Origin of the sequence: Burkholderia sp. NLJ2 (genome assembly GCF_049487195.1) — a bacterium.
Classification (GTDB): Bacteria; Pseudomonadota; Gammaproteobacteria; order Burkholderiales; family Burkholderiaceae; genus Burkholderia; species Burkholderia pyrrocinia.
On sequence record NZ_CP137809.1, the window covers coordinates 853,878 to 865,416 of the forward strand.

The window sequence follows — 11,539 nt, forward strand, 5'->3', positions numbered from 1 at the left end:
ATGACAGGAACCCCGATACACAACGCTCACCGCCCGCCGGGCTACCGGCCCGACATCGATGGCCTTCGGGCGCTCGCGGTGCTCAGCGTCGTGGTCTTCCATTACGGGTTCGCGCTCGACGGCGGGTTCATCGGCGTCGACATCTTCTTCGTGATCTCCGGCTTCCTGGTGGGCGGCCAGATCTACGACGCGGCACGCGACGGCACGTTCTCCTACCGGCGCTTCTACGTGCGGCGGGCGAAACGCATCGTGCCGGCACTGCTCGCGGTGCTCGCCTGCACGTTCGTCGCGATGCTGCTGGTTGCGACCCCGCGGGAACTCGCGGCGTTCGGCCGCGACGCCGTGGCCAGCGTGCTGTCGGTGTCGAACGTCACGCTCTGGCAATCGATCGACTATTTCCGGCCGGTCTCGCAATACAACCCGCTCCTCATGACATGGTCGCTGGGCATCGAGGAACAGTTCTATATCGCGGCGCCCGCCATCATCGCACTGCTCTCGAAGCTGGCGCCGCGCCGGCTGATCGGCGCGCTCGTACTCCTGATCCTGCTGTCGCTGGCCGCGTCGATCGTCGAGATGACGCGCCATCCGTCCACGGCGTTCTACCTGATCCCGTTCCGGGCCTGGGAGCTCGCAGCCGGCACGCTGCTCGCGGTGCTGAACGCGCATCGTGCCTCGCCTGACAGCCCGGCCGACCGTGCCACGGCCCAGAACGTGCTGTCGCTCGCCGGACTCGCGTGCATCGCCGTCCCGCTGCTCCGCTACGATGCCGCGACACCGTTTCCCGGCGCGGCCGCCATCGCGCCGGTCGCCGGTACCGTGTTCCTGCTCGCGTCCCCACGCGCGTTCGTGAACCGGGTGCTGCTCGGTCATCCGCTGGCCCGATGGTTTGGACTGCTCTCCTACTCGCTGTACTTGTGGCATTGGCCGGTGATCAGCATCGCGCGCCTCGTCAGCGAAACGGAGCCGTCGGCAGCCGTGCGCGGTGCGTTGCTGTTGCTGTCGATCGCGCTCGCCCGGCTGAGCCTCGCGTACGTGGAAACGCCGTTTCGCGCCTCCCGGCCGCAACGCGAACGCACGGTGCTCGTCCGCTATGCGGGCGTGATGACGGCGGGCGCGCTCGTCTTCGCATCGTCCGTATTCGCGCACGGTTATCCGCAACGGTGGCCCGAGCGGTTCGTCGCGGCCGAAGCGCAGTCCGTTCCGGCGCCTGACCCCTGCCTCGTGCCGTACGGCGTCACCCGCCCGAACCGCTCGGCCCGCTGCGCGAGCGCCGGCACGACGGGCATCGATATCGCACTCGTCGGCGACAGCCACGCGGCTGCGCTGGCACCCGGCCTGCGCCGGATCGCCGCCGAACGCGGCTTCGGCTTCGTACAACTGACGAAATCGTCGTGCCCGTTCCTCATCGGCGTGAGCCGCCGCGTCGACATCGCACCGCGCAATGTCGGCGAGTGCGCGGCGTTCAACACGGCGGCACTCGCGCAGGTTGCGGGCGATCCACGCATCCGGACCGTCGTCATCGCCGGATACTGGGAGGCCGGGTTGCGCGACGACGGCGCCTATACGGCGCTCGGCCAACCGTCGGCAGACCGCGCGCGGTTGCTCGCGTTCGGGCTCGGCAATGCGGTCACGCGGCTCAGGGAGGCCGGCAAGTCGGTCGTGATCGTGCGCGACGTACCGTTCATCAACGTCCCGCCGATCAAGAGGCTCGCGGGCTGCCTGAACGGGATTCGCCAGCGCGTGAACGGCCTGTCGCGCGATCCGCTCGCGTGTTCGAGCATCGCGGTGGACCAGACCGATCTCGATACGCGCGGCAACCGGGTGCTCGACACCGTCGCCACGCAAACGTCGACCGTGCTCGCCGATCCGGTCAAGACCCTGTGCGATGCGCATCGGTGCCGTTTCTTCGCCGACAACCAGATGCTGTACATTGATCAGCAGCACCTGTCGACCGGCGGCGCCCTGCGCGTGTCGGCCGCGATACGCGCGGATGTCGACGAATCCCTGTCGTTCGCGCCGCCTGCGCAACCGAACCATCCGTGACATTCCGGACACGACCGAAGCGACTTCTTCCACCATGACGCCCAGCACCGCCCCCCCGCCGCGGCCTGCCGATACCGACGCCAGCCCACCCGTGCCCGACGCGACCGCACCGGGCTGTCGAACCGGCGACGCCGCGCGCCTGCGCCGCGTCGCCATCTTTCGCACGAAGGTCCTCTCGATCTCGGAGACGTTCATCCGCAACCAGGCCTGCGCAATCCGCGCGTGGCAACCGCTCCTGGTCGGCTTCGAGGAGGCCCCCGTATGCCTCGCGACACCCGGCATCGCACGCCATCTCGTGCCGCCCGAGCGCAGCCGGATCCTGCGGGCCCTGCGCACCTGGGCGTGGCGACCGCACGCGCGGCTCGTGCAATTGCTGCGGGAACAGGACGTCGCGCTCGTTCACGCCCACTTCGGCACGGACGCCACCGACATCTGGCCAAGCGTGCGCGCCGCCGGCCTGCCGATGATCGTCACGCTGCACGGCTACGACATCAACATCCACCGCGAATGGTGGGAAAGCGGCCACGGCGGGCGCCACCACCGCGCCTATCCGCAGCGCCTGCTGAAGATGGCGCGGGACCCCGCGGTATCGTTCATCGCCGTGTCGGACGCCATCCGGCGGCGCGCGATCGACTACGGCATCCCGCCGTCGAAAGTCGCCGTCGCGTACATCGGCGTGGATGTCGAGCGCTTCAGGCCGGCCGGGCTCCCGCTCGCGCAGCGGCCGCGGCGCATCCTGTTCGTCGGACGCATGGTCGAGAAGAAGGCGCCGCTGACGATGATCCGCGCATTCGCGCGCGTGCGCGAGCACGTGCACGACGCCGAACTCGCGATGATCGGCGACGGCCCGCTGCTGCAGGAAGCCAGGCTGCTTGCCGACGCGCTGGGTGCGCCCGTGCAGTTTCTCGGCTCCCGCAGCTCGGACGAGGTGCTCGCCCAACTGCACGAGGCCCGCATCTTCTGCCTGCCCAGCCTGACGGCCGGCAACGGCGACGCCGAGGGCCTGCCGATCGCGATCCTCGAAGCGCAGGCCTGCGGCGTGCCGGTCGTCACGTCCGTCTCGGGCGGGTCGCTGGAGGGCATCCGCGACAACGAAACGGGCTGCGCGCTCCCGTCGCATGATGCGGAAGCTGCTGCCCGCATACTCGCGCGGCTGCTCGTCGATGACGCCGCGTTGTCGCGGATGGGGCGCGCGGCCAGCGGCTTCATGCGCAGCCAGTTCGATATCGACAGGTGCACGAGGACGCTCGAGCAGATCTACGACGAGCGCGTCGGCTCGCGCTGAACGACTGCCGCACGCCCAGCTTCCCTGCCCGCCGACGCTCGTCGGCGGGCAAACGCGCACCGCATCGCATCGCCGAAGCCACGACACGTTACTTCGTTCGTAACACGTAACGTTACCCGCGCCGTAACAGCCACACGCCCCGCTGCCGATACGCCGAACGCTGCGCCGGCACCCTCGCGAATTTCAGGCAAAACCGTCCGAATTGCGCGCAACGCGCAGGATTCCGGCCGACCGCGAACCCAATCCACCGTGGCATGCGAATTGCTGAACAACGATGGTTCACGGCCCGCGCATGCCCACGAAGCGGCGCACGGCGCAAGCCCGATCCGGCCACGAACGCAGCGCGGCGGCACGCACGCGCGACGCACGACAAACAGCCAATACGACAACACCAGACCACTGCGGCACCGGGGAAACACACCATGGGTTCAACGCGCGAACGCGCGATGGCTTGGCGGGACAGCATTCCCGATCCGGGCACCGCGCGCCCGATGCCTGGCATCGGCCTTCGGAACGCGGATCGATGCGCGCCGGGCGCGCTTCGGCACGCGCAGCCCGTGCAGTATGCGCAGCAGGAACGACAGGCCGAAGCGCCCCGCGAGCACACATTCGGCGGCGCCGAGCCATCGAACGGTGTGCGCCGGCGGCCGCTTGCGCGCCCCCTCCTTCACGCTGCCATCGTCATCGCCGCGTCGATGCTATTTCCGGCCGCGCACGCGCAGCGCGCCGCCGATCGGCAGATCGATTCGACGCCGCCGGCATACGACCCCTATGCCACGCAGTACGCGAGGCTGCTCCCGCCCGCTCATCTGCGCGGCGCGCCGGAAGATGCCGACGCATCGCTGTCGTCCATCTCGGGTCGCTCGTCGAACGCGCGCAGCGGATCGTTGCTGTCGCTCTATGCAACCGATGGGACGCGACGCCAGCCGCGCACGGGAGCGCTCGCATCGAACGGGCAAACGGCCGGACCGGCGGGCAGCGCGCGCCGCCGCGATCCGCATCGCTATGGCTCGTCCGGCGCGTCCGGATCGTCGCGTTTCGACGCGGCTCCGCCGCCGTCTCGCCCAGGCACGCGCGCCGACGGCCTGTCGCAACGCCTGCGAGCCCAGGCGATGGCGCGGCGGTCATCCGCAGACGCGACAGCGGCGAACGCATCGGCGTCGCCGTTCGGCGATTCGCGGCGCGCGTATGCCGACGGCATCCCCGACGACACGACGCTGTACGCGTCGCCGTGGCGCCCGGCCCCGGTGCTCGCGCACTGACGCCCGCCGGCCACCCGCGCGCCGCCCTCCTGGTCATTCCCATCGATCGCCACCGACACGCCATCATGACCCCCGCTCCGGACAATCAGTTCAACAGACAAACCATCGCACTGCTCGCGGCAGCGACGTGGGTCGGCGACACGCAACGCTTCATGGACGAACTCGCCGTGCGCCTCGCGACGGTCGAACGCCCGTTCGTCGTATCGTGGCTCAATGCGCACGCGATCGTCACGGCGAAGTCCGCGCCGTCGTTCCTCGACGACCTGCACGGCTCGGACCTGATCCTGCGTGACGGTGTCGGCGTGTCCGTCCTGCTGAAAATGATCGGAGCGAACCCCGGCGCAAACATGAACGGCACCGACCTGATTCCGCAGATCGTTCGCTGGTTCGACGGCAAATCGATTGCCCTGTTCGGCACGTCCGAGCCGTACCTGTCCCGCGCAGCGGACGCGGTCGCGCAGCTCGGCGGGCGCGTCGTGGCGACGCTGGACGGATTCCAGGAACCGCATGCGTACGTGCAATGCGCCACCGCGACGCGTGCGGACCTCGTGATTCTCGGAATGGGGATGCCGAAGCAGGAGCGCGTCGCCATGATGCTGCGCGACGCGCTCGACACGCCGTGCGTGATACTCAACGGCGGCGCGATCCTCGACTTCATGGCCAGGCGTTTCCCGCGCGCGCCACGGCTGTGGCGGCAGTTGCGCATCGAATGGCTGTTTCGCCTGATCCTCGAACCGCGTCGCCTGTGGCGCCGCTACCTGCTCGGCGGCGCGCGCTTTGCCGCCTATACGATTCGGGTGGCCGCGTCGAACCGGCTCAGGCGGGAACTCGCTGCCACCGAATAGACGCGGCGGCTCGGCTCGCCGCGCGCATCCGCATTCGTTCGCAATCGTTCCCGCTTACTCGCGGTCGGTCCGGATCCAGCCGGTGCGCCGCCCGAGCGCCATGCCGACGTACATCGGCACCTTGCGCACCATGTAGAACCCGACGTGGAGCCAGTCGCGCCAGCCGATCAGATCCCTGCCGCCTGTCAGCCACGCCAGCGCCACCGCGCTCGCCACCATGCCCGCCGCGGCCGACTGGATCAGCAGCGGCACGCCGCTCGCGCCCATCCGGTACGCGACCGCACACACCGCCACCAACAGTACCTGGCAGAACACGAGCAGCGTCAGCGGCAATACCAGCAGGTCGAGCGCCGCCGCGAGGCACGCCCACGACCGGAGACGGACGGCGGCCAGCAGGAGCCGCGGCGCCATGTGGCCGATCATCCGCAGATGCCCCTGCTCCCAGCGCTGACGCTGCACGCGGTGGCTCGATGCCGCCGTCGGCAGTTCGCTCGTGACGAGCGCTTCGCCACAATAGACGGGGGGGCGGCCGGCCAGCGTCAGGTCGATGCCCAGCGCGAGATCCTCCACGAGGTTCGCGGTGCCGAGCGTAACCGAAGCAACGAGCGGCCACGGCAGCGCCATGCCGCTTCCGGCGAGCTGGCACGGCGCGCCGAGATGCCGGCCGCCGCGCGGCCGGATATCGTTCTTCAGGCGCACCGCGAATTCGGAGAACCGCGTCCCGAGCCCGGCCCCCGCCGGTGCGCGCAGCAGGTATTTCGCCTGGACGGGCCGCCCGCTCGCGCAGGCCAGCGCGGCAAGGCGCGCGATCGCGCCGGGCGCGACCCGGCAATCCGCATCCACGAATACGACGGCGTCCGGCGGCGCGCCGCCGGCCAGATGCGCGACGCCATACTCGAGCGCGAAGCCCTTGCCGCGCCGCTCGGCATCCACGCGCGAAATCGCTTCGGCACCGAGACGCGCCGCGATCTCGGCCGTGTCGTCGCTGCAGTTGTCCGCGACCACGACCACGCGATCCCGCGCCGTCAGGTCGGGAAGCAGCGCATCCAGCGTCGCGGCGATCGACCGGCTTTCGTCGTGCGCGGGAACGATCACCGCAATCGACGGACGCGGTACGCCTTCCGGCCCAGCCTCCTGCCCACCTTCCGGCCCGCTTCCTGGCTCGCCCCCCGCCTGCCACTTCCGACGCGCACGGCGCACCGACATCGCCACCTCGGCCAGCAGCGTCAGCGCCGGCACGACCGACGCAACCGCCGCCAGCATCAACACCCCATCCACGGCGGCTGCTATCATGCGCGCCTCCCGGTCATCGCCGGCCGGGCCTGCCCGGCAAACAGCCGCGCGAGCAGCGACGCTTCGCGATCCTGATCGTGCCGCTCCCTGACGAGCTGCCGCGCGCGCGCACCCATTTCGGCGTGGTCCGCGTCTGTCATCGCCATGCATTGCCGAATCGCCTCCGCCAGCGACGCAACGGAGCCGGGCGACACGAGCCAGCCGGTCCGGGCCGGCTGCACGAGCTCGGGAATGGCGGCGATCCCGGTCGCGATCACGGCGCGCCCCAGCGACATCGCCTCCATGATCACGACCGGCAGCCCCTCGGCGAAGCTCGCGAGCACCAGCGCGCGGCCGGCCAGCAACTCCTCGCGCACGCCCTGCGTGTCCTTCCACCCGGTAATGCGAACGGCACGGCCGAGCCCCCGGGCGCGCACGAGCGCCTCGATCTCGTCACGCATTTCGCCGTCGCCGATCAGCACGAGCTCGAGGCCGTCGATGTCCTTCGCGACCGCCGAGAGCGCGTCGATCAGCAGCATGTGCCCTTTCTGGGCCGAGAGCCGCCCGACGCAGATCAGCCGGCGCTCGGCGGCGGGCGCCGAGTCGTGCCCGTCGCCGAACGACGCGTCGACCCCGCACCGGACGATCGCAACCTTCTCCCAGTCCTCGTACGCGCTCCACCGGTAGATCTGGCTCGCGCAGAAATCGCTGATCGCGACGACGAACTTCGCGTGGCGCACCTTCATCCGCAGCTTGATGAATTCCGGCTTGTCGAATTCGTCGGGGCCGTGCACGGTGAAGCTGTACGGCACGCCCGACAACGTCGACGCGAGCATCGCGACCTCGGTCGAGTTCGTGCCGAAATGCGCATGCAGGTGCGCGACGCCATCGCGCGTTAGCCACTCGGCCAGCAGGCACGCTTCGGCCAGCGTGATCGCATGCAGCGCCAGCGAGCGATCCGTTCTGCCGATCAGTTCGAGCGACTGCCTGACGGCGCGCAAGAAGCGCTTCGGCCGCGACACGCATTGCCGGATCGACGCGATCGCCAGCGGCAGCAAACCGGCCTTCAGCAGATACCCGGTCGCGTCGCGCTCGGCGAGATCAGCCTCGTCCACCGCGTCGCCGTTCCATCCGCGCATCGCGTACCGGGCGACCCGGACCCCGGCCTTCTCGAGCGCGAGGATCTCGCGGCGAATGAAGCTGTGGCTCACCTTCGGGTACTGATTGACGACGTAGGCAACTTTCATGGAATCCTCTGTACTGCTTCATTTCGCGTCCCGCGCGGGCGCAGCACCAGGCCTGCTACGGCCCGAACGACCGGCTGTCACGCCACCCTGACGAAGTCGAGCCGGATCCCCGCCGCCGCGCCGGCCGGCTTCGACACGTGGATCGCCGTCAACTGCGCACCGTCGTCCGGCACGCGCAGTTGATCGGATTCGCCGATCGCGAGCTGACGCGTGGCCACCAGCGACTTCGCGCCGTCCCGGGTCCGGATCTCGACCGACGCGGCGACCTCGCCGAACCCGCTCGCCGCGATCCGGTACGTCGCGCGCGGGGTGGGATTCACATACCAGCGCATGGCGTCCTGCCAGCGGAACCAACCGCCAGGCGTCGCATCGTCGCGCAGGTACAGCAGCTTGCGGTATGCCAGCGGCCGGTCCCCGGCCGGCAGCACGAACATCCCGCGCACGGTGTCGAAGCCGGCCTGCGCTTGTGCCGCCGCCGCCGGTGCCGTTGCCGTTGCCGGTGATGCGCCGCCCGTCACGACCCACGGCCCGCGCATCGACAATAGGTTCATCTCCGCCCACGGCTGCGGCTCAAATGCGTTGCCGTTCGCATCGAGCCAGCCGTCCACCGCCGCGACCTCGCGCAGCGCGTCGCGTATCCGCGTGAGGTCGGTCTGCCACGACGCAACCCACTTGCCGCCCGTGCCGGTGGACTGCGACCAGTCGCTGCCGATCTCCCCGTAGATCGCGAACGTGCCGGACGTCTGATCCACCACGCGCGCACCGTAGGTCTTGAGCGTGGCCGCGATCACGCGGGCATGCGGCATCGTCAACATGCTCTCGTCGAAATCGTGCGGCAGCATGAGCAGCGTGCCAAGCCGAATCGGGCCGCGGTAACGCGTCACGCCGTTGCGATCCTCGAGCGTCGCCGGATACACGGGCCCGCTGCGCAGCCCGCTCGCGTCGAGCGCGACGGCAAGCGCGTGCGCGACGCGCAGCGTCTCGGCCTCGTGAATGCGCAACAGCCCGCCGGCAGTCGACACGCCCGCAGCCCGCGGCCCGTCGGGCCGCTCGGGCGAACCCCAGCCGGTTCCTGCGGCATCCGTCACCGTGTATTTCTTCGCGCGCCACGTCCGCGCCGCGGTGTCGTATTTCAGTCCGTATAACGAATGAATCAGGTTCGTCGTGCGATCGTGAATCTCGCAGTGCCCGTCCGATCCGGTCGCCGGCAGCGTGGCGGCGGGGAAATGCGGAATCACGACCGGCCGATTACGCAGTTCGTCCGACACCCACACGCCGTCGTTGCCCGTCGCGCCGGCGATCGTCATGGCCGCATCGGTCGACAGTCCGTCGAACACGCGGCTGCCGAATGCGCCTTGCTCGAGATACGCGCGATTCCGGTCCGCCGGGATCGACGTGCCGCCCAGCCGCGGGTTCACGGGCCTGGCGTTCCACAACGACTGCGCGGAAAACAGGCTGCCGGCGGGTTGCGCGCCGCTCGCGGCAACCGCCGCCGACGGTGCACCCAACACACCCAGCGGGCCGACCATCGACGCGCACGATGCGGTCGCGACGGCCGTCAGCACGCGGCGGCGGCGCAGGTCGACCGGCTGCGCATCCATTCCGTTGTCGATGGTCTTCATTTCCCGCCTCCGGTCGCGAGCATCCTGTCAACGCGTTTCCTCACACCGTCGACCCGATAACGCGCGAGCCGCATCAGGCGCGCGGCGAGTGCACCGCAGATCGCGCGGGTCTTCGTCAGACCGGACAGCTTCGCCTGCGAAATGCCCGTTCTCAGCGCGACTTCCGCGAGCCGATATTCAGGCGTCAACAAGTACGGCCCCGCGAAGTGGCAGATGGCAGGATGCACCATGCCCTCGGCGCGCTCGAAACTGCATGCCCCTTTCACCGGGTCGATCAGCAGGCGCCCGCGCAGGCCCGTCGGGGTGCGCATCAGCCTGCCGCCGTCGTCGTACAGGTCGAGCATGCCGAGCCGCGCAAGCGCAAGGCCGATGACCGTCTCGTCCCCCGGGCCGCCGCGGTCGAACGGCTTGATGCCGTAGTCCCGGTAGTGGCGGAAATAGTCGCGGGCCAGCGTCAACACCGCCTTCGACGCGTCCCCGCGCCGGAAGAAATACACGCCGCCGTTGAACTTCGGGAACGCGCGCCCGCCCACCTGCCGCAGCGCCATGCCGAGATCCGCGAAGTACTCGTCGGTGCCGTCCGGCGGCGTCAGCGTCTGGATCACCGGCGTGAACGGAAACTGGCGGATGCGCGCGATCTGGTCGCTGAAGTCGCGCACCGCAACGCAATCGGAGTCGATGAACAGCGTCTCGTCGAACGGCGAGTAGACGTCCAGCAGCAGCTTCTGCGCGGTCGCGATCGGCATCGACCGGTCGACCGGCAGCAGGATGTCGCAGTGCGGCTTGAGCCGGTCGCTATCCGACACGATCGCGATCGGCACGCCCGGCATGTTCCGGCGCAGCGACAGCGACAGGATTTCCGCCTGCTTCAGGTAGCGGTCCGCACCGATCGCAATCGTCAGGAACCCGAAACCGGGTTTCGACGCGGCGGCGCGTACTTGTTGGTCGATCACCAGGTTCTCCTTCCGGCGCCGTTGGTCGAGCGCGTGCACACGGTTTGTCGGTGGGCCGCCGGTGCGGCCCCTGCTTCGCGCCCGGTCAGGCGCCTGCCGGCCGCCCCAGCCGCAGCACGCGGCAGCGGATATCCGCGCGCAGCATCCGCATGAAGGTCTCGGCGTCCGCGCGCCAGGTCACGAGCCGCTTCCAGTCGTCGAACGTCGGCCGCGTGCCGTAGAACTGCGAAAAGATCTGCATGTAGAGCTGATGATGGAGCCGTCCGGACACCTCGGCATGCTTGCGGCAGATGAGGTCGAACGCCTGGCGCAGCGACGCCGAATTCTTCGAGATGCGGTCGGGCCGATCGTCGGCGTAGCACACGTAGCTCGCGTCCGAAATCCGGCGCGCGCTGCCGTACGTCTTCGTTATGCGCATGAACAGGTCGAGGTCCTGCCACGCGGGAAGCGCCGTGTCGTAGCAGCCGATCGCCCGGACGCGCTGGGTCGGGCAGAAGATCTGATTGCCGATGAAGTTGTGCCTGAACAGGTCCGGGTAGCTCACGCTCTCCTTGCGGTCGCGCGTGACCGCGCGGGTCACGCCGTCGAACATCACGCTCTCCGTGAACAGGCACGCGACGTTTCCCGAGCGGCGATCGAGCGCATGCCACGCCGACACCAGCGACTCGATGCGCGTCGGCAGGAACTCGTCGTCGTCGTCGAGCCCCGTCACGAAGCCGGCGTCGGATAGCCCGATGGCCAGGTTCCGCGCGGCCGGTGCGCCCATCGACCGCTCGTTGTGGCGCACGGTCAGGCGCGCTTCGCGGGCCGCCAGCGCGTCCAGGAACGCGCGCGTATCGTCGGTCGAGCCGTCGTTGACGACGATGACCTCGATCTGCGCGTACGTCTGGCAGAACACCGACTGCAGCGCGCGCGCCAGCAGCGCCCGGCGATTGCGCGTCGGAATGATGATCGCCACTGTGTTGTTCATGCTTCCACCCCGGTGTGTGTCGGTCGATCGAAGCCGATGC

9 protein-coding genes are annotated in these 11,539 nt (G+C 69.5%); 4 read left to right on the forward strand and 5 right to left on the reverse strand.

Features of this window, described 5'->3' with window-relative positions; genetic code table 11:
* The 4 genes from R9B84_RS20445 to R9B84_RS20460 all read left to right on the forward strand — a co-directional run bounded on the left by R9B84_RS20445 (position 1) and on the right by R9B84_RS20460 (position 5,435).
* Positions 1-2,043 carry an acyltransferase family protein gene (locus R9B84_RS20445; RefSeq protein ID WP_423760182.1) on the forward strand — a complete coding sequence of 681 codons (2,043 nt, stop codon included), beginning with the start codon at positions 1-3 and terminating at the stop codon, positions 2,041-2,043.
* A gap of 34 nt (positions 2,044-2,077) precedes the next feature.
* Positions 2,078-3,328, forward strand: coding sequence for a glycosyltransferase (locus tag R9B84_RS20450; protein WP_423760183.1), 1,251 nt, complete (start codon positions 2,078-2,080; stop codon positions 3,326-3,328).
* A 422-nt stretch (positions 3,329-3,750) separates the two neighbouring features.
* Positions 3,751-4,590, forward strand: coding sequence for a hypothetical protein (locus tag R9B84_RS20455; protein ID WP_423760184.1), 840 nt, complete (start codon positions 3,751-3,753; stop codon positions 4,588-4,590).
* A 65-nt stretch (positions 4,591-4,655) separates the two neighbouring features.
* Positions 4,656-5,435, forward strand: a complete 780-nt coding sequence (locus R9B84_RS20460; RefSeq protein WP_423760185.1) for a WecB/TagA/CpsF family glycosyltransferase — start codon at positions 4,656-4,658, stop codon at positions 5,433-5,435.
* A 54-nt stretch (positions 5,436-5,489) separates the two neighbouring features.
* On the opposite strand, the gene R9B84_RS20465 is transcribed toward R9B84_RS20460, so the two are convergent.
* From R9B84_RS20465 to R9B84_RS20485, 5 genes are all read right to left on the reverse strand, one after another.
* Positions 5,490-6,728 carry a glycosyltransferase family 2 protein gene (locus tag R9B84_RS20465; RefSeq protein ID WP_423760186.1) on the reverse strand — a complete coding sequence of 413 codons (1,239 nt, stop codon included), beginning with the start codon at positions 6,726-6,728 and terminating at the stop codon, positions 5,490-5,492.
* Positions 6,725-7,954, reverse strand: a complete 1,230-nt coding sequence (locus tag R9B84_RS20470) for a glycosyltransferase (protein ID WP_423760187.1) — start codon at positions 7,952-7,954, stop codon at positions 6,725-6,727. Before R9B84_RS20470 ends, R9B84_RS20465 begins: the two co-directional genes overlap by 4 nt.
* A gap of 77 nt (positions 7,955-8,031) precedes the next feature.
* Entirely contained in the window at positions 8,032-9,576 is a 1,545-nt protein-coding gene (locus tag R9B84_RS20475) for a hypothetical protein (protein WP_423760188.1), read from the reverse strand.
* Positions 9,573-10,529: a hypothetical protein gene (locus tag R9B84_RS20480; RefSeq protein ID WP_423760189.1), complete on the reverse strand. Its 957-nt coding sequence runs from the start codon at positions 10,527-10,529 to the stop codon at positions 9,573-9,575. Before R9B84_RS20480 ends, R9B84_RS20475 begins: the two co-directional genes overlap by 4 nt.
* An 85-nt stretch (positions 10,530-10,614) precedes the next feature.
* Positions 10,615-11,499, reverse strand: a complete 885-nt coding sequence (locus R9B84_RS20485; RefSeq protein WP_423760190.1) for a glycosyltransferase — start codon at positions 11,497-11,499, stop codon at positions 10,615-10,617.
* Positions 11,500-11,539: the final 40 nt, after the last annotated feature.

Coding starts and splice junctions, on each gene's coding strand:
- R9B84_RS20445 (WP_423760182.1), top strand. CDS start 1: ATGACAGGAACCCCGATACACAACGCTCACCGCCCGCCGGGCTACCGG.
- R9B84_RS20450 (WP_423760183.1), top strand. CDS start 2,078: ATGACGCCCAGCACCGCCCCCCCGCCGCGGCCTGCCGATACCGACGCC.
- R9B84_RS20455 (WP_423760184.1), top strand. CDS start 3,751: ATGGGTTCAACGCGCGAACGCGCGATGGCTTGGCGGGACAGCATTCCC.
- R9B84_RS20460 (WP_423760185.1), top strand. CDS start 4,656: ATGACCCCCGCTCCGGACAATCAGTTCAACAGACAAACCATCGCACTG.
- R9B84_RS20465 (WP_423760186.1), bottom strand. CDS start 6,728: ATGATAGCAGCCGCCGTGGATGGGGTGTTGATGCTGGCGGCGGTTGCG.
- R9B84_RS20470 (WP_423760187.1), bottom strand. CDS start 7,954: ATGAAAGTTGCCTACGTCGTCAATCAGTACCCGAAGGTGAGCCACAGC.
- R9B84_RS20475 (WP_423760188.1), bottom strand. CDS start 9,576: ATGAAGACCATCGACAACGGAATGGATGCGCAGCCGGTCGACCTGCGC.
- R9B84_RS20485 (WP_423760190.1), bottom strand. CDS start 11,499: ATGAACAACACAGTGGCGATCATCATTCCGACGCGCAATCGCCGGGCG.